Source organism: Veillonella dispar (genome assembly GCF_900637515.1).
Classification (GTDB): domain Bacteria; phylum Bacillota; class Negativicutes; order Veillonellales; family Veillonellaceae; genus Veillonella; species Veillonella dispar.
In genome coordinates this window covers 1,075,401-1,092,483 of sequence record NZ_LR134375.1, presented here as the reverse complement: position 1 = coordinate 1,092,483, position 17,083 = coordinate 1,075,401, and the positions used below count along the sequence as shown (strand labels likewise).

The 17,083-nt window shown below is 35.8% G+C and carries 21 protein-coding genes and 1 riboswitch; all 21 genes read left to right on the top strand.

Annotation, left to right across the window (positions count from 1 at the left end; all coding sequences use genetic code 11):
• Positions 1-44: 44 nt before the first annotated feature.
• Positions 45-1,118 (top strand): M24 family metallopeptidase, encoded by a 1,074-nt coding sequence (locus tag EL171_RS05030; protein ID WP_039969205.1) that lies wholly within the window; start codon positions 45-47, stop codon positions 1,116-1,118.
• 15 nt (positions 1,119-1,133) lie between these two features.
• Positions 1,134-1,691 (top strand): elongation factor P, encoded by a 558-nt coding sequence (gene efp, locus EL171_RS05025; RefSeq protein ID WP_005386642.1) that lies wholly within the window; start codon positions 1,134-1,136, stop codon positions 1,689-1,691.
• Positions 1,692-1,826: 135 nt separating this feature from the next.
• Positions 1,827-2,207 carry an Asp23/Gls24 family envelope stress response protein gene (locus EL171_RS05020; protein ID WP_039969203.1) on the top strand — a complete coding sequence of 127 codons (381 nt, stop codon included), beginning with the start codon at positions 1,827-1,829 and terminating at the stop codon, positions 2,205-2,207.
• A 12-nt stretch (positions 2,208-2,219) separates the two neighbouring features.
• Complete coding sequence (locus EL171_RS05015) at positions 2,220-2,615, top strand: Asp23/Gls24 family envelope stress response protein (RefSeq protein WP_005386640.1); 396 nt, start codon at positions 2,220-2,222, stop codon at positions 2,613-2,615.
• Complete coding sequence (nusB, locus tag EL171_RS05010; protein ID WP_005386639.1) at positions 2,605-3,009, top strand: transcription antitermination factor NusB; 405 nt, start codon at positions 2,605-2,607, stop codon at positions 3,007-3,009. Before EL171_RS05015 ends, nusB begins: the two co-directional genes overlap by 11 nt.
• Positions 3,009-3,962 (top strand): Kae1-like domain-containing protein, encoded by a 954-nt coding sequence (locus EL171_RS05005; RefSeq protein ID WP_005386638.1) that lies wholly within the window; start codon positions 3,009-3,011, stop codon positions 3,960-3,962. Before nusB ends, EL171_RS05005 begins: the two co-directional genes overlap by 1 nt.
• 2 nt (positions 3,963-3,964) lie before the next feature.
• Positions 3,965-5,188, top strand: a complete 1,224-nt coding sequence (xseA, locus tag EL171_RS05000) for an exodeoxyribonuclease VII large subunit (RefSeq protein ID WP_005386634.1) — start codon at positions 3,965-3,967, stop codon at positions 5,186-5,188.
• Positions 5,163-5,369 carry an exodeoxyribonuclease VII small subunit gene (gene xseB / locus EL171_RS04995; protein ID WP_005386632.1) on the top strand — a complete coding sequence of 69 codons (207 nt, stop codon included), beginning with the start codon at positions 5,163-5,165 and terminating at the stop codon, positions 5,367-5,369. The genes xseA and xseB overlap by 26 nt, the downstream gene beginning before the upstream one ends.
• A gap of 9 nt (positions 5,370-5,378) precedes the next feature.
• On the top strand, positions 5,379-6,257 hold the full coding sequence (locus EL171_RS04990; protein ID WP_005386631.1) for a polyprenyl synthetase family protein: 879 nt from the start codon (positions 5,379-5,381) through the stop codon (positions 6,255-6,257).
• A gap of 28 nt (positions 6,258-6,285) precedes the next feature.
• Positions 6,286-6,765 carry a divergent PAP2 family protein gene (locus EL171_RS04985; protein WP_005386630.1) on the top strand — a complete coding sequence of 160 codons (480 nt, stop codon included), beginning with the start codon at positions 6,286-6,288 and terminating at the stop codon, positions 6,763-6,765.
• A complete protein-coding gene (locus EL171_RS04980) occupies positions 6,762-7,565 on the top strand; it encodes a TlyA family RNA methyltransferase (RefSeq protein WP_005386629.1) in 804 nt (267 codons plus the stop codon). The genes EL171_RS04985 and EL171_RS04980 overlap by 4 nt, the downstream gene beginning before the upstream one ends.
• A gap of 9 nt (positions 7,566-7,574) precedes the next feature.
• Positions 7,575-8,459 (top strand): NAD(+)/NADH kinase, encoded by an 885-nt coding sequence (locus EL171_RS04975; RefSeq protein ID WP_005386628.1) that lies wholly within the window; start codon positions 7,575-7,577, stop codon positions 8,457-8,459.
• 27 nt (positions 8,460-8,486) lie between these two features.
• Positions 8,487-9,062 carry a tRNA 5-(aminomethyl)-2-thiouridylate-methyltransferase MnmM gene (gene mnmM / locus EL171_RS04970; RefSeq protein ID WP_005386627.1) on the top strand — a complete coding sequence of 192 codons (576 nt, stop codon included), beginning with the start codon at positions 8,487-8,489 and terminating at the stop codon, positions 9,060-9,062.
• A 320-nt stretch (positions 9,063-9,382) separates the two neighbouring features.
• Positions 9,383-9,838 (top strand): arginine repressor, encoded by a 456-nt coding sequence (gene argR / locus EL171_RS04965; protein ID WP_005386626.1) that lies wholly within the window; start codon positions 9,383-9,385, stop codon positions 9,836-9,838.
• Between the two features lie 4 nt (positions 9,839-9,842).
• Positions 9,843-11,507 carry a DNA repair protein RecN gene (recN, locus tag EL171_RS04960; protein WP_005386625.1) on the top strand — a complete coding sequence of 555 codons (1,665 nt, stop codon included), beginning with the start codon at positions 9,843-9,845 and terminating at the stop codon, positions 11,505-11,507.
• Positions 11,508-11,548: 41 nt separating this feature from the next.
• A riboswitch (Lysine riboswitch) is annotated at positions 11,549-11,720 on the top strand.
• 74 nt (positions 11,721-11,794) lie between these two features.
• Entirely contained in the window at positions 11,795-12,592 is a 798-nt protein-coding gene (dapB, locus tag EL171_RS04955) for a 4-hydroxy-tetrahydrodipicolinate reductase (protein ID WP_039969200.1), read from the top strand.
• Between the two features lie 23 nt (positions 12,593-12,615).
• Positions 12,616-13,647, top strand: a complete 1,032-nt coding sequence (locus tag EL171_RS04950; RefSeq protein ID WP_005386623.1) for an aspartate-semialdehyde dehydrogenase — start codon at positions 12,616-12,618, stop codon at positions 13,645-13,647.
• 21 nt (positions 13,648-13,668) lie between these two features.
• Positions 13,669-14,556 carry a 4-hydroxy-tetrahydrodipicolinate synthase gene (gene dapA, locus EL171_RS04945; RefSeq protein ID WP_005386622.1) on the top strand — a complete coding sequence of 296 codons (888 nt, stop codon included), beginning with the start codon at positions 13,669-13,671 and terminating at the stop codon, positions 14,554-14,556.
• A 259-nt stretch (positions 14,557-14,815) separates the two neighbouring features.
• Positions 14,816-15,208 carry an aspartate 1-decarboxylase gene (gene panD / locus EL171_RS04940; RefSeq protein WP_039969198.1) on the top strand — a complete coding sequence of 131 codons (393 nt, stop codon included), beginning with the start codon at positions 14,816-14,818 and terminating at the stop codon, positions 15,206-15,208.
• 70 nt (positions 15,209-15,278) lie between these two features.
• The gene (gene panC / locus EL171_RS04935; RefSeq protein ID WP_005386620.1) at positions 15,279-16,121 is read left to right on the top strand and encodes a pantoate--beta-alanine ligase; all 843 of its coding nucleotides are present in this window, start codon (positions 15,279-15,281) and stop codon (positions 16,119-16,121) included.
• Between the two features lie 12 nt (positions 16,122-16,133).
• Positions 16,134-17,075 (top strand): bile acid:sodium symporter family protein, encoded by a 942-nt coding sequence (locus EL171_RS04930; protein WP_005386618.1) that lies wholly within the window; start codon positions 16,134-16,136, stop codon positions 17,073-17,075.
• The last annotated feature ends 8 nt before the right edge of the window (positions 17,076-17,083 follow it).

Here is a 17,083-nt window from a genome sequence, read left to right as displayed (position 1 = left end):
TTTATGGTAAGATTAATTGTACTTTATAGACTAGGAGCATGATTATGAATGGATTAAATCTGCTACAACAGTATATTAAAGAGCAAGAATTAACAGGCGTCATTTTGATGAGCCCTATAAATTTACATTATTTTGCTGGTTTTACTGGTACAACAGGGTTTGCTATCATTACTCAAGATAAAGCCTTTATGATTACCGATTTCAGATATACTGAGCAAGCTACAAAACAATGTGAAGGGTATACAGTCATTCAATATGAATCCTCTGTTATGGATACTCTTGTAGACATATTCAATGAACATCATATTCACGAAGGTTTATTTGGTATTGAGGGCAAACAAATGCCTGTTGATACATACGAAACCTTATGTGATACATTAGATGAACGCTTTAATTTTACGTCTATCAATTTTGCTAAACTACGAGCAGTTAAGCGTGAAGATGAATTGGAATTATTGCGTAAAGCAGCTAACATTGGTGATGAAGCTTTCGCCGCATTGCTACCACAACTAAAAGTAGGAATGACTGAAAACGAAGCACGTATCATATTAGAATCAGAAATGTTAAAACGTGGTTCTGAGGAACCTTCCTTTGCAACTATTGTAGCTTCTGGTAATCGGTCTAGTATGCCTCATGGTGTAGCCAGTGATAAGGTCATCGAAGCAGGTGATTTTGTTACCTTTGACTTTGGTGCCGTATATAAGGGTTATCATTCCGATATGACTAGAACTATTGTAATGGGGCTTGCCTCAGAATTACAAAAGAAGTTATATAGTATAGTTTTAGAAGCACAAAAACGTGGCGTAGCTGCAGTTCGAGCTGGTATAACTGGCAAAGAACTTGATGCAGTATGTCGTGATTATATTAAAGAACATGGATATACCAAGGAATTTAATCATGGTACTGGTCATGGCGTAGGCCTTGAGATTCACGAAGAACCAGTGGCCAATACTAAATCCGATACGGTATTTACAGAAAATATGATCATTACGGTAGAGCCTGGCATTTATATTACAGGTACTATCGGATTGAGAATAGAGGATAGTGTCATCGTCAAATCTGACGGCTATGAGGTGTTGACACATAGTCCAAAAGAGTTAATTGAAATAGGTATTTAGAAGGAGAAGAGTTAGATGATTTCCAGTAATGATTTTCGTCCAGGTGTAACCGTTGAAATCGACGGTAATGTATGGCAAGTAGTTGATTTCCAACACGTTAAACCAGGTAAAGGTGCTGCATTCGTACGTACTAAAATGAAAAATTTGCAAACTGGTTCTGTAGTAGAGCGTACTTTCAATGCAGGTGAAAAAGTGCCTAAAGCACATGTTGATCGTCGTCGTATGCAATATTTGTACGAGTCTGACGGCTCTTACACATTCATGGATAACGAAACATATGATCAAGTTGAACTTAACCTTGAACAATTAGGTGATGCTAAAAACTTCCTTCTTGAAAATATGGAAGTATCCATCATGTTCTTCCAAGGTATCGTAATCGGTATCGATTTACCTGTAGCTGTTGAACTTCGCGTAGTTGAAACAGATCCTGGTATCCGTGGCGATACTGCTACTGGTGGTAACAAACCAGCTGTATTGGAAACAGGCTACACTGTAAAAGTACCTCTCTTCATCGAAGTAGATGATGTACTTCGTATTGATACTCGTACAGGTCAATACATCGAACGTGCCTAATACGTATTGATATGTATTGGGGCAAGATCTTTTCATGGAATCTTATTCCCCATATATCCTAACATTTGCACTGTAAGCACTTGTCGTCTATGTAATTATATATAGGGACAAGTGCTTTTTTTGAAAGAGGCCAGTATGACCAAGAAAAATACTGAACTAGAGTCGGGTAAAATTAAGATTAGTGAAGATGTATATGCTACGATTGTCACCATGGCTGCACTTGAGACAAAGGGCATACATCATATGAGCTCCACCTTTAATGATGGTGTTAATACCTTCTTTAGACGTAAATCTGATCATGAAGGTGTAAAAATATCATTTAATGATGAAGGAGCTATTTCCGTTACATTATATGTGTGTATTCAATATGGATATCGTATTCCGGATGTGGCCTTACGTTTACAAGAACGTATAAAAACAGCTTTAGTTTCTTATACAGAAATTGAAGTGCAAACCATTGATGTAGTGGTACAAGACATTGTATTTGATGATTTAGTAACACCATCACAGCCTTAGGAGGGTATCTATATGAGTTCAGACAATCAATTAAACTACGGATTAGATATGGATACCATAGATATTGCAGACTCTGTCATCATTGATGTAGCAACAAAAACATTGGCTACGATTCCAGGTATTCATTCTTTAAGCCCTCGCTTTTACGATGAATTAGTAGAGGGAATTACACATGCCTTTGGTCAACGCAGTTTACCAGGTATCAATGTTAAACATCGTAAAGGCTTTATTGAAATCAATATTTATATTAAAGCATTGTATGGGTACAATCTAATTGAGTTATCCAAACAATTGCAGTTAGAAATCAAACAAACCTTAAAAAATATGCTTGATCTTGACCATGTTAAGGTAGATGTTCATATTGAAGGTATTGTTAAAGAAAAGGAGCCAACTCTACATGGTAATTAAGCGAAATCGACGTGAAGCACGTCAATACGCATTTCAAATGTTATATGCTAATGAATTTCATGTTGATCAAAATGATGTGCAGTTTCCAGAAGGGCACATGCATAAATCAATGGATAAAGCCTATGCTAATAGCATCATAAATGGTGTATTATCCGCTTCTGAAACTATCGATGCTACATTACAACCATTCTGTAAATCACGTAAAGTTGAAAACTTGGATAAAGTTGACCGTGCTATTTTACGTATTGCTCTATGGGAAATGACAAATGAAGCTGATCCTTTGGAACCATCTATAGCTATCAACGAAGCTATTCAGTTAGCTAAAGATTTTGGTTCTGATTCTTCCTATAAATTAATCAACGCAATTTTAGATGCATATAATAAGAGTAAATAATGAAACGATATTACTTAGGCATTGATACTAGTTGCTACACTACAAGTTGTGCCATTATAGATAGCGACTTTCACATAGTTGGTGAAGCTCGCAAAATATTAGAGGTCAAACAAGGTGAGCGAGGACTACAACAATCAAATATGGTCTTTCAACATACAAAGGCATTGCCTAAGTTGATATCTGAATTGCCACAGCTTCCTATTAGTGGTATTGGTGTTAGCGGGTTTCCTAGACGTGAGGAAAATTCCTATATGCCTGCTTTTATGGTGGGGCTAGGATACGGACAGTCTCTTAATCATTTGATGAATGTACCGCTACACGTTTTCGCACACCAAGAAAATCATATTTTAGCAGCACTACGAGAATTAAAAACAATTCCCAGTGAACCATTCTTAGCACTTCATTTATCAGGTGGTACTACAGAACTCGTGTATTGTCATTATAAAGGTGAAGGGATATTTGACTCTCATATTATCGGTGGATCTAAGGATTTACAAGGCGGTCAATATGTGGATCGGATTGGTGTAGCTATGGGCTTACCATTTCCTGCTGGCAAACATCTAGAAACATTAGCATTACAAACTACAGAATATGAGCCGTTACCATCTTCAGTAAAAGAAGGTTGGATTAGCTTTGCTGGTCCATGTAGTGCGGCTATGCGACGAATTACAAATTCTATGAATGATATAGATAAGTCTAATTTGGCGAGAGCTGTATTCACCTCCATAGGAAATGCATTAGAAAAAATGATTACCTATCATTTACAAAATAAACCTGTTCGAACATTAATTGCCGTAGGTGGTGTAATGAGCAATAGTTTACTTCGTCAACGTATGGAGCATTATTGTAGACGTAATCATCTTACATTACATGTAGCACAGCCACAATTTTCTGTTGATAATGCCACTGGCAATGCTTTTGGCGCTGCTTTTTTACAAGAATCTAGAGGGTAATCGTGAATGTATTAACCATTACACAATTAAACAATCTTATAAAGCGCACCTTAGACCGTGAATATCTCCTTAAGAATGTCTATGTTAGCGGTACCATTATTAACGCAAAGCGCCATAGTAGTGGCCATATGTATTTCTCGTTAAAAGACGAAGAATCCGCTATTGATGTTACCATGTGGTCTAGCACCGTAATGCAAAAGGGACTTGCTAATGCCATTCAAAATGGATTATTAGTCACTGTAAAAGCATCTGTTAATTTTTACAATAAAATGGGCCGTTTAAATCTTATTGCATCAGATATGCAAATAGGCTCTAAAAGTCCATTACAACTTGAATTTGACGCGTTAAAACGGGAGTTAACGGCGCTAGGATACTTTGATGACAGCCACAAACAAAGTCTTCCGTACATGGCAAGTTGCATAGGCATTGTTACATCTCAATCTGGTGCTGTATTACATGATATTTTACATGTCAGTGAGAGACGTAACCCACTAGTGCAATTTAAATTATTCTCCGTTCCTGTCCAAGGCAATACTGTGGGACCTGTTATTGCAAGAGGTATTGCTGCTGCCGATGCTGATCCCGATGTAGATGTTATCATCGTTGGTCGTGGTGGTGGATCTATGGAAGATCTATGGTGTTTCAATGATAGATCTGTTGTAGAGGCGATTTATAATGCTAATACGCCAATTATTTCAGCAGTAGGTCATGAAACAGATTATACCTTATGTGATTATGTTGCAGATGCTCGTGGAGCAACACCTAGTCATGCTGCAGAAATGGCAGTGCTTCCTATAACGACATTACAAGATCAATTGTCAGAAAAAGAAGAGTATCTACATGAGTTTATACGATATACATTACAACAGAAACGTACCGATTTAACATTGCTCTTTAATCGTAGATTAGGCATTCCAGCTCTACAATTTCTACATAAACAAAAAACACATTTACAAGAGCTTTCACAGTCATTAACCAATGCTACAAAAGAACGATGCAATACAGAGAAACATAGTCTAGCATTGTTAGCTCAACAATTAGAATCTCTTAATCCATTACAAATGATGGTAAAAGGATTTGCAAAGGTTGAACATAAGGATAAACCTATTACGTCTGTTACGCAATTACATCCAAAGGATGATATACGAGTTACACTTGCTGATGGGTATGTTACTGCTACGGTAAAGGAGGCGCACAAAGATGGCCGCATCACTAAAAAGTTATGAGAAAAAATATAAAGCCTTAGAGGATATTGTTAAACAATTAGACGATGGTGATATGACTATCTCTGAGCTTTTAACGCAATATAAGAAGGGCTTAACATTAGTAAAAGAATGTGCAGAAATGCTTGATTCTGTAGAAGATGAAGTACAACAAATTATCGAAGAAGTCCGCATCAGCGAATAAGGAGATTCTATGTTCAAAGACTATTTAGCGTCTAGCAAACAACATATTGAACAATGGTTAGGTGAAGTATTAACTAGCCCAAATCGAGAATTTAAACCCCTTTATGAATCTATGAATTACAGTTTAATGCAAGGTGGCAAACGAATCCGACCAATCTTATCTAAAGCTGTATTAGAAATGCTTCATAAAGATCCAGCTGATTATAAGGAATTTCTATGTGCTATGGAGTGTATCCATACATATTCCTTAGTACATGATGATTTACCAGCCATGGATAATGATGATTATCGTAGAGGTAATTTAACAAATCATAAAGTTTATGGTGAAGGTATGGCTATTCTAGCAGGTGACGGTTTATTGACCTATGCCTTTCAATTAATGACCGCTAATGAGACGGCTACAGCGCAGGAAAAACTTGATGCCATTCAATGTGTGGCTACGGCTGCAGGCCCTGAAGGTATGGTCGGAGGTCAAGCCTTCGATATGCTTAGTGAAGATAAACATATACCACTAGAGGAGTTAAAGGTTTTACACCGAGGAAAAACTGGGGCTTTATTTAATGCATCTGTAGAATTAGGGCTCATCTTAGGCAATGCAGATACAGCTACGAGAACAGCACTTATGGAATATGCAAATTGTTTGGGATTGTTATTCCAAATTACTGATGATATTCTAGATGTAACTGGTACTATTGAAGAATTAGGAAAAACACCTGGTAGTGATATTCGCCAACATAAATCTACCTATGTATCTTTACTAGGTTTAGATGAAGCTAAGAATCAAGCTTCCTTAGTTGGTAAACAAGCTCATGATGCACTAAATTCCGTTTCCTATGATACATCTATTCTGGCTGCTCTAATTGATTATCTTTTAGAACGCACTAATTAATTATTACGACCTGTAGAAGGTATAAATAATGATTGATATATTACCACAAATAGCACACAACTACATAGCGCAAGCCGCATTTTGGGGTTGGTTTACAGCTCAGGCTATCAAATTCGTATGGCAACTAGTTCGGCATGGTAAATTTCGTCCAGAACGATTAGTCGGATCTGGTGGTTTCCCAAGTTCGCATACATCCTTTGTAATCGCTACAACCACGGCTATATATCTAAAAAATGGAGCATCTGATCTTTTTATTCTATCCTTAGTATTCTCTATCGTAGTCATGTATGATGCATCTGGCGTACGTTTAGAAGCTGGTCGTCAAGCTCAAATTCTAAACCAAATTGTAGATTATTTTACAAAGAAAAACATACCTGTTGTCATTACTCGTAAAGAGGCCTTGAAAGAGTTATTAGGCCATACACCAATAGAGGTATTTGGGGGATTAATTCTTGGCATTCTTGTAGCATGTATTCAATTTTATTATATTTATAATGGTGTCATATGAGCAGTAAAGAACGTTTAGACATACTCCTTGTTAATCGAGGACTTTTTGAAAGTAGAGAAAAAGCCAAAGCAGCCATAATGGCTGGCCAAATCTTTATGGATACAACGCGTATTGATAAAGCGGGTACAAAAATTCCTGTAGATGCTAATATCGTAGTAAAGGGTAACACCTTACCTTATGTTAGTCGTGGTGGACTAAAGTTAGAAAAGGCTATTCAAACGTATCCTATCGATTTACAGGATGCTGTTATGGTTGATATAGGAGCTAGTACAGGTGGTTTTACAGATTGCGCCCTACAAAATGGTGCATCTAAAGTTTTTGCCATTGACGTAGGCTATAATCAATTGGCTTGGAAGTTACGTCAAGACCCACGTGTTATCAACATGGAAAAGCAAAATATTCGCACTGTCACACCAGAACAATTAGGTGAACTGGTTGACTTTATTTCCATAGATGTAGCATTTATCTCTTTAGATAAAGTATTGCCTGTAGCTACTACATTGTTAAAAGATACAGGCTCCCTCGTTGCTTTAATTAAGCCGCAATTTGAAGCTGGCAAAGAAAATGTTGGCAAAGGTGGTATTGTGCGCGACCCGAAAATCCATAAAGAGGTTTTACATCGTATCTTACACGTTGCTCATGATTGTGGATTATATGTTCATGGATTAACTTTCTCACCAATTAAAGGTATGGAAGGTAATATTGAGTTTTTAGGTTATTTTAAAAAGTACGAAGAAGGGGCTTTAACCATTGATGATACTTTAATCGATACAGTGGTTGCAGAGGCTCATTCATTATAGGAGATTACTATGCGTATCGGATTTTTCCCTAATATGGGGAAAAGCAATATTATGGCAGTTTTAAAAATGGCTGCACATATTTGTAAAGATGAAGGTATCGAAGTATTCTTGCCAGATGATCTCGAATCAGATGCACCTGCACGAGTACTTAAGATTCCTGAAACTCACATTTTAAGTCGTCCAGAAATCTTTAAACAAATAGATATTGCCTTTAGTTTTGGTGGTGATGGTACCATCATCCATTTGGCACGACAAATTTACCCATACAATGTACCTGTTTGTGGTATTAATCTTGGTGAGTTGGGTTTCTTAAACCAAATCGAAGTTCACCAAATGCAAAGTCATATTAAACGTATTGCCAAGGGTGATTATAATATCGAAAAACGTGGACATTTATATGCGTATATTGACCGCAATAATGGTAATGAAGAAGAATTAGTACCTATCATTAATGAAATAGTTATTACCCGTGCAGAACCAGCTAAAATGGCACGTATCAATATGTCCATCAATAATCAACATACACAAATGTATCCTTCTGATGGCTTGATCATTTCTTCTGCCACAGGCTCTACAGGATATAATCTATCTGCAGGTGGTCCTATTATGAAGCCTGATAATAGATCAATTATTGTGACTCCTGTAGCACCACATCTTATTCAAGGCGTTTCTCTTGTATTGGAAGAGCATGATACAATTCAAATCACCATGCCAGAACGAGAGCCTCAATTACATATCTGTATAGATGGTACATTTGACTATACGTTTACCAATAAAGAAACATTACATATAAGCTCCAATCCAGTATATTGCTTATTCGTACGTTTTAAAGATCAATGTTTCTTTGGTACATTATTTAAAAAATTAGCCTCTCGTCGTGACGAGTTATTATAATACTAAAATCTCAAGTGGGGTGATTTTGTGATTAACATTAACAATGCTGTTCAGTTTCAACATTTAATCTGGGATCGAGTAATGAAACACGCTAATGTTGTAGTAGATGCAACATGTGGCAATGGCCATGATTTATTGTATCTAGCAGAGCGAGCAAGAAAAGGCTGTCATTTATATGGCATCGATATCCAAATGAAAGCTATTAATAGTAGCCAAGAGTTATTGCAGTCAAATGATATAGCTGAAGATGTGAGCCTAACATTTATCCATGACTCCCATGATCGTGCATTAGTTAATCAGTTAAAAGATGAAGTAATTGATTTAATGATTTTTAACCTAGGATATTTACCAGGTGGCGATCATCAAGTTATAACTAAACCGCATCAAACAATTGACGCTATAAAAGAGGGTTTAGAGAAATTATCTAAATCTGGAGTTATCACAATTGTTGCTTACCCTGGAACAACAGAAGGGTTAGAAGAAATGCAGATCCTTAAATCGTATTTATCAGATTTAGAACAGAAATTGTATAATGTATGTCATTGGCATCCAATGAATCAAATAAATAATCCACCTGAGTTATTTATATTGCAAAAACGATAAAAAGAAATATATCTTTATTCATTATGAATAAAAGTCATAAGAAACATGTAAAAGCCCCTTTATAGGGGCTTTTATTTATACATGCATATTATTCTAGTTTTAAATTATTAATTTCGTATAAATAGATGAACCCTATAGGCTATGTGTTTGTACGCCCTCAATCTATAGAATGTTAACGTTTTTTTAAATATAAATATAATATGCATAACTAGTATGAGATATGCGATTTATACCATATATTAATTATGAATATATGGTATAATAATAGCAGAAAGATACTATTCTCTTTTATGTGCAAGTTTTAAAAAAGGGAGTTTAAAATGAAACGCTATCGCTATAACAAAATTAAAGAAATCGTTCAGTCCAAGGCGATTGAAACTCAGGAGGAATTAGCAGCGGCCTTATTAGAAGACGGTATTGAGGTAACGCAAGCTACTGTTTCTCGTGATATTAAGGAATTGATGTTAATCAAAATTCCTACAGGCGATGGACACTATCGATATGCATTATCTCCAGAAGAAAATGTAGTTCTATCTCGTAGTCGAATCAATCGATTATTCCAAGATTCTCTAATTAAGGTAGATCATAGCTTGAATCAAGTCGTATTACATACAATTCCTGGTTCAGCTCAATCCGTAGCATTTTCCATTGACCATGCAAAATGGTCTGAAATTATTGGTACATTAGCTGGTGATGATACAATTTTGTTAATTGCAAAATCTGAAGCTGAAGTTCCAGCAATTTTGGCGAAAATTCAAGATTTAATGAAGGACTAAATAGATGTTAACGCAAATGAGCATTCGCAACTTTGCGTTGATTGAGCAAATGAATATTTCATTTAATGATGGCATAACTATCTTTACCGGCGAAACTGGGGCAGGGAAATCCATATTAATGGATGCCTTTAGTATCCTTTTAGGAGAGCGCGCAAGCAGCGAGTTCATTCGTCATGGTAAAGATAGTTTTGTTATAGATGGAATATTTGATATTGCCGATCACCAAAGTATACAAGAACTATTAGAATCTAAAAATATTATGGTTGAGGAAGGGGAGTTAATTCTCTCCCGGTCATTTAACCGCAATGGTAAATCTACCATCTTAGCTAATGATCAACCTATACCATTAAAAGCATTAAAAGAAATTGGTCAATATTTAGCTGATATTCATGGTCAATATAGTAATCAACGATTGTTAGATGCCGATACCCATCATGAATATTTAGATACCTATAATAAAGAGGGACAGAAGGCTTACAAGACCTATTTAGATGCCTATAAAGTATATAAGAAAGCCAAACAAGATGTAGATCATTTACAAGAAAATATGTCTGAACGAGCGCGAGAGCTCGATATGCTACGATACCAAATCGATGAGATTGAAGAAGCAGGACTTACAATCGGTGAAGATGTTTCTATTGCAGAGGAATTAAAACGACTCGATGGTTTTGAACATATTGATAAGGTATTAGGTTCTTGTTATGATGCCTTTTATAATGGTCGTCAACCATTACTAGACACTATAAACTCTATTAAGGTAGAGGTTAATGACCTTGTAAAATATGATGGTGAACTGAAAGAAGTATCTGAAATGGTTGATTCTGCTTATTTCCAACTGGAAGAGGCGGCTCAATCGTTAGATCGTTATAGAGATACTATTAGCTATGACGAAGAACGCTATAAGTATTGCCAAGATAGAGATACAACTATTTATGGCTTAAAGAAAAAATATGGTGAAACTGTAGAAGAAATTCTAGCATACGAAGAAAAGGCACAAGCTCGTTTAGCGGAACTAGAAGGCCTTGTATTTGCACAAGACGAATTAGAAGCTCGTCTTGAAGAGGCGAAAAAGGTAGCAGAAGAAGCTTTAACAGTTTTACGTGATATACGTCTAAAAAATGCAAAAGTCATTGCTAACGCTCTACATCAAGAATTAGTAGACCTAGGCATGCCTAAAGGAGAGATTCAATTCCATATAGAGGATGGGGATGGCTTATCATCTTTAGGTGCAAAATCTATTGAACTACTATTCTCTGCCAATAAGGGGGAACAATTGTTACCGCTTCACAAGGTAGCCTCTGGTGGCGAATTAGCTCGGATTGCATTAGCCTTCAAATCTGTCTTCCGTAGTGATACGTTCAAGACAATGGTATTTGATGAAATTGATGTTGGTATTAGTGGAGATATAGCTTTAAAGGTTGCTGAAAAGATCCTACATCTCTCTAAGACAAATCAAGTATTCTGTATTACTCATTTACCTCAAACAGCAAGTATTGCAAAGCAACATTACCATTTGGCTAAAATTGAGCAAGATGATCGTACTGTTTCAACGTTGTCTGTACTTAATGAAGAGGAACGAGTAACACAAATTGCTTCTATGATGTCTGGTCGAGGTATGTCTTCCACTGCATTAGCAGCAGCTAAAGAACTAATTGACCATTTTAATTGACTAAAATCGCATAATTACTTATACTAATAGTATTAAGTGAATATGTTGATAGAGGTGCGAGTATAAAGAGTAATCATGAGGAGCCGGCATGCATTGATCCATGATAAAAGGGATGCTTGCCGAAGTTCGGTGATTGCGACTCATCGTTCTGGTTGTCTATTTAATAGATGGACGACTGTCATCAATTTGAATTGGTGGAGTGCTATCATTGAGCTTTTAGTAAAAGTTATAAGCTATATAAACTATAAGGCCAGTGGATGCATCCACTGGCTTTTTTGGAGGTATATATGATTCGAGTAATGGTAAATGGCGCTGGCGGTAAAATGGGCCGCGAAGTAGTCAAAGCAGTACATAATGATTCTGAATTAACATTAGTAGGTGGTATCGATCCTACTAAGGCAGGTCAAGATGTAGGCACCGTAGCGGGCATCGAACAATTAGGAATTACAATGAATGCCTCCATCGATGAGGTACTTGATACAAATAAACCTGATGTTATTGTAGATTTTACAAATCCTGCTGTCATCTATGAAAATGCTAAAAAGATGTTATCCGCAGGCATTCATGTAGTTATTGGTACTACTGGTTTAACAGCGGAACAACGCGATGAATTAGATGCTATTGGTCGTAAGAATAATGCCAATTGCCTTGTAGCACCTAATTTCTCTCTTGGTGCAGTTATGATGATGAAGGTTTCTGCAGAATTGGCTCCATATTTCCCTAATGTAGAAATTATTGAGCTTCATCATAACCATAAATATGATGCTCCATCCGGTACATCTATTTTAACAGCTAAATTAATTAACGAAGCTAAACAAGCTGCGAATGCAACTGCAGCAGAAGATTTAACTCGTGAAAGTTTACCAGGTGCTCGTGGCGCTAAGGTTGATGACGTAACCATTCACAGCGTTCGTTTACCTGGTTACGTAGCTCACCAAGAAGTACTATTTGGTGGCTATGATGAAACATTAACAATTCGTCACGATAGTTTAAGCCGTCTTTCCTTTATGCCAGGCGTAGTATTAGCATGTAAAAAAATTAGTACTAAAGCTGGTCTAACATACGGCTTAGAGCATTATTTATAATATAAGAGCAAGGAGATATAGTAATGAAAAAACCTAATGTTGCAATTCTTGGTGCTACTGGTGCAGTAGGTGCTGAATTTATTACACTTATTGAAGAGCGTAATTTCCCATATGAAAATCTAAAATTGTTAGCATCTGCTCGTTCTGCAGGTACTGAACTTACCGTTAATGGTAAAACATATGTAGTAGAGGAAGCTAAACCTGAATCTTTTGCAAATATTGATATCGCTCTATTTGCAGGTGGTTCTATTTCTAAAACATTAGCACCAGAAGCAGCTAAAAGAGGCGCTATCGTTATTGATAACTCTAGTGCATTCCGTATGGATCCTGAAGTACCTCTTGTAGTACCAGAAGTAAATCCAGAAGATATTTTAAAACATAAAGGTATCATTGCTAATCCTAACTGCTCCACTATTATTATGAGCTTAGGTTTGAAACCACTTCATGATATTTCTCCAATTAAACGCATTGTTGTAAGTACATATCAAGCAGTATCTGGTGCAGGTAAAGAAGGTATTGAAGAACTTGAAAACCAAGTAAAACAATATACAGCCGGCGAAGAAATGACTGCAAACTTATTGCCAACAGGTTCTGCGCCTAAACATTATCCTGTAGCATTTAACCTTTTACCACAAATTGATGTGTTCTTGGACAATGATTACACAAAAGAAGAAATGAAAATGGTTCATGAAACACAAAAAATTCTTCACGACGACACAATTCAAGTTGTACCAACTACTGTACGTGTTCCAGTGTATCGTTCCCACTCTGAATCTGTTTTAGTAGAAACAGAAGAACCAGTTTCTGTAGAAGCTTTCAAAGCAGCATGTGAGAAATTCCCTGGTTTACAAGTAAAAGATAATCCTGCAGAACAAATTTACCCAATGCCATTATATACATCTAATCAAAACGACTGTGAAATCGGCCGTATTCGTAAAGACTTATATAACGACAAAGGTATGAATTTCTGGATTGTAGGGGACCAAATTCGTAAAGGTGCAGCACTTAATGCGTTGCAAATTGCTGAATACTTGGTAGAAAAACAAGCTTTTTAATCTATCAAGGGGAGGACAGATATGAAAACCTTTGGTCGAGTATTAACGGCTATGATTACATCATTTAATAATGATGGATCCCTTAATATAGAAAATAGTGTAGCTATTGCTCATCATTTATTGGATAATGGGTCTGATGGACTTGTTGTATGCGGTACAACAGGAGAAAATCCATCCATGTCTAAAGAGGATAAATTAGCATTATTTACAGCTATTGCTAAAGAGTGTGGTCATAAAGGTTCTATTATTGCTAATGTAGGTACAAATGACACAAAATCCTCTGTTGAATTTGTAAAAGAAGTATCTAAAATTGATGGAATTGATGGTTTATTAGTTGTAGTACCTTACTACAATAAACCAAATCAACAAGGGCAATATTTACACTTTAAAGCTATTGCAGAGGCTACTACACTTCCAATCATGGTATATAATGTACCAAGCCGTGTGGGAACAGGTATATTCCCTACAACACTAGCGCAATTACACAGTGAATATCCACATGTATGCGCTATTAAAGAAGCAAGTGGAAATCTTATGATTGCATCTGAAATCAAACGCTTAATACCAGGAGACGATTTCATGGTATACAGCGGTGATGATGGACTTACATTACCAATGTTATCTGTTGGTGCATGTGGTGTAGTATCCGTAGTATCCCATGTGGCTGGCAAAGATATGAATGCAATGATTCAAGCCTATGAATCGGGTCATAATCACGAAGCACTTCGTATTCATCAAAGCTTAGCAGATATTATAAAAGCTATGTTTATCACTACAAATCCTATTCCTGTTAAATATGCAGCTCGTAAAATTGGCTTACCTGCAGGTGTATTTAATTTGCCAATGTGTGATCCTAGTGCTGATGAAGCAGCATATATTGATAAAGCTTTAGCAGAATACGTAAAATAAAATATACAGATAAAAAAACAGTAGCTATCATAAGTAGCTACTGTTTTTATTTTATAAGTAGGAAGCATAATATGCATTCATATAGTATTACTAAAATGATGTAATTTTTATAATATGTAAGGTTTTATTTATGATATAATCTCTCTGGAGATAGTAATTTTAACTATACTCTAGTCTACTGTTAATTCATGATAAACAACAATTTGTGATATTTCGAATCGACCATAAGGCGATTACATTAAAACACAAGGAGTTTAACATGGAACTAACAATGTTAAAAGGTAAAATTCACAGAGCCACTGTGACACAAGCAGAACTTGATTATGTAGGGAGCATTACTATTGATACAGATCTATTGAATGCATCAGGAATACGAGAATATGAACAAGTTCAAATTGTAAATATTAATAACGGTGCACGATTTAGTACATATACTATAGCTGGAGAATCCGGCAGTGGGGTTATATGTTTAAATGGTGCTGCTGCACGGCATGTACAAGTACATGATAAAATTATAATCATGTGTTATGCCCAATTAAATGAAAGTGAAGTTGAGAGCCATAAGCCTCTCGTTGTATTTGTAGATACAAACAATAAGATAAATCAAATAAAAAACTATGAAAAACATGGTTTATTAGTTGATCAAAATTAATTGTTATTGATCGAATTACAGTAGACTGTATAGGACTATCTTCGTATTTACAATAAACGGAGGAATCATTATGGAACATGTACTTACAATTGAAGATGTACGCAATACGATTAGTAATTGGAAAAAAGAAGGGTATTCGATTGGTTATGTACCAACTATGGGATTTTTACACGACGGACATGCTTCTTTAATAGATCAAGCTAGAAAGAATAATGATAAGGTAATTGTCTCTATTTTTGTGAATCCCATTCAATTTGGAGAAAATGAAGACTTAAGCACCTATCCACGCGATATTAATAACGATAAAAAATTGTGTGAATCACATGGCGTTGACCTCATATTTACACCTAGTTCAGAGGAAATGTATCAAGATAAAAAGGCCTTCGTAGATATTATTGATTTATCTAATACATTATGTGGACTTCGTAGACCAATTCACTTTAAAGGTGTTTGTACTGTTGTAGCTAAATTCTTTAATATTATACAGCCTACCAATGCATATTTTGGTAAAAAGGATGCACAGCAATTAGCTATTATACGTAAAATGGTTTTTGATTTAAATTTCCCTGTAAATATTATTGGTGTTCCTATTGTGCGTGAGCATGATGGATTAGCAAAATCCTCTCGTAATACATATTTATCTAGTGACGAACGTAAAGCAGCAACTATATTATATAAATCGATTCAAAAAGGTAAATCCTCTATTGAACCAGGTTGTTCTGCGGATAGCATTATTAATACTATGACAGAAATTATACAGTCAGAGCCTCTTGCTAAAATTGACTATATTTCAGTTGTAGATGCTAATACTATGCAACCTGTTCAAAAGGTCATTTCACCTGTTCTAGTTGCCATGGCAGTATATATTGGTACTACACGACTAATAGATAACTTCTCCTATGATCCAAATTAGGAAGGAGAAGTTATGAAGAATCTAATAATACTAAATCAGTTGATAACTAAAAACTTAATGATATTAATCATAGGCTTTTCTTGTGTTGCTTATATAATGCCTTCCTACTTTTCTTGGGCCGTAGCCTATACACCATTTTTACTTGGCATAGCTATGTTTGGTATGGGGCTAACTATTAAATTTGAAGATTTGTGTAGTATTCTCCGACATCCAAAGGATATATGTATAGGTGTACTTGCTCAATATACAATTATGCCTTTATTGGCTTGGGGAATCTGTCATATTTTTACGTTACCACCAGACATAGCAATAGGTGTTATATTAGTTGGCTGTTGTCCAGGTGGAACTGCTAGCAATGTAATAACGTATATTGCAAAAGGTGATGTCCCCTTATCAGTAGGGATGACAATTACGTCAACATTAATAGCCCCTATTGTAACGCCTTTACTAATCCTATATATTGGAGGTACATGGGTAAATGTTGCATTACTACCAATGATAATAACTATGATAAAAGTGATTATAGTCCCCATCTTATTAGGTGCAATTATCCAATATGTATGTAAGTCACGAATTAATACATTAACTGGTATAAGTCCTATTGTTTCAATGATTGCTATAATATTATTAATAGCGGCCATTATTGCTGTTAATAGAGATAAACTGTTAATTTCTGGCTTAGAAACACTAATAGTTGTTGGTATTCATAATATGCTCGGCATGCTGTTAGGATTAGGTGTAGGATATATACTTAAATTAAGATATGATAAAACTACAGCATTAGCGATAGAGGTTGGGATGCAAAATAGTGGGTTAGCGGTTACATTAGCAGCAACAAATTTTGCATTAAATCCTTTAGCAACACTAGTAGGAGCTATCTTTAGTGTATGGCATAATATTTCAGGTGCTATATTTGCAACACTACGCAGAAAAAATAGTTATAATAAAATATAAAGTGTATA

Excerpts from the sequence above, each read along its gene's own strand:
- xseB (WP_005386632.1), top strand. The coding sequence starts at position 5,163 with ATGGCCGCATCACTAAAAAGTTATGAGAAAAAATATAAAGCCTTAGAG.
- EL171_RS05015 (WP_005386640.1), top strand. The coding sequence starts at position 2,220 with ATGAGTTCAGACAATCAATTAAACTACGGATTAGATATGGATACCATA.
- EL171_RS04985 (WP_005386630.1), top strand. The coding sequence starts at position 6,286 with ATGATTGATATATTACCACAAATAGCACACAACTACATAGCGCAAGCC.
- EL171_RS04930 (WP_005386618.1), top strand. The coding sequence starts at position 16,134 with ATGAAGAATCTAATAATACTAAATCAGTTGATAACTAAAAACTTAATG.
- recN (WP_005386625.1), top strand. The coding sequence starts at position 9,843 with ATGTTAACGCAAATGAGCATTCGCAACTTTGCGTTGATTGAGCAAATG.
- panD (WP_039969198.1), top strand. The coding sequence starts at position 14,816 with ATGGAACTAACAATGTTAAAAGGTAAAATTCACAGAGCCACTGTGACA.
- dapB (WP_039969200.1), top strand. The coding sequence starts at position 11,795 with ATGATTCGAGTAATGGTAAATGGCGCTGGCGGTAAAATGGGCCGCGAA.
- panC (WP_005386620.1), top strand. The coding sequence starts at position 15,279 with ATGGAACATGTACTTACAATTGAAGATGTACGCAATACGATTAGTAAT.
- argR (WP_005386626.1), top strand. The coding sequence starts at position 9,383 with ATGAAACGCTATCGCTATAACAAAATTAAAGAAATCGTTCAGTCCAAG.
- dapA (WP_005386622.1), top strand. The coding sequence starts at position 13,669 with ATGAAAACCTTTGGTCGAGTATTAACGGCTATGATTACATCATTTAAT.
- EL171_RS05005 (WP_005386638.1), top strand. The coding sequence starts at position 3,009 with ATGAAACGATATTACTTAGGCATTGATACTAGTTGCTACACTACAAGT.
- EL171_RS04980 (WP_005386629.1), top strand. The coding sequence starts at position 6,762 with ATGAGCAGTAAAGAACGTTTAGACATACTCCTTGTTAATCGAGGACTT.
- EL171_RS04950 (WP_005386623.1), top strand. The coding sequence starts at position 12,616 with ATGAAAAAACCTAATGTTGCAATTCTTGGTGCTACTGGTGCAGTAGGT.
- EL171_RS05030 (WP_039969205.1), top strand. The coding sequence starts at position 45 with ATGAATGGATTAAATCTGCTACAACAGTATATTAAAGAGCAAGAATTA.
- EL171_RS05020 (WP_039969203.1), top strand. The coding sequence starts at position 1,827 with ATGACCAAGAAAAATACTGAACTAGAGTCGGGTAAAATTAAGATTAGT.
- efp (WP_005386642.1), top strand. The coding sequence starts at position 1,134 with ATGATTTCCAGTAATGATTTTCGTCCAGGTGTAACCGTTGAAATCGAC.
- nusB (WP_005386639.1), top strand. The coding sequence starts at position 2,605 with ATGGTAATTAAGCGAAATCGACGTGAAGCACGTCAATACGCATTTCAA.
- EL171_RS04975 (WP_005386628.1), top strand. The coding sequence starts at position 7,575 with ATGCGTATCGGATTTTTCCCTAATATGGGGAAAAGCAATATTATGGCA.
- EL171_RS04990 (WP_005386631.1), top strand. The coding sequence starts at position 5,379 with ATGTTCAAAGACTATTTAGCGTCTAGCAAACAACATATTGAACAATGG.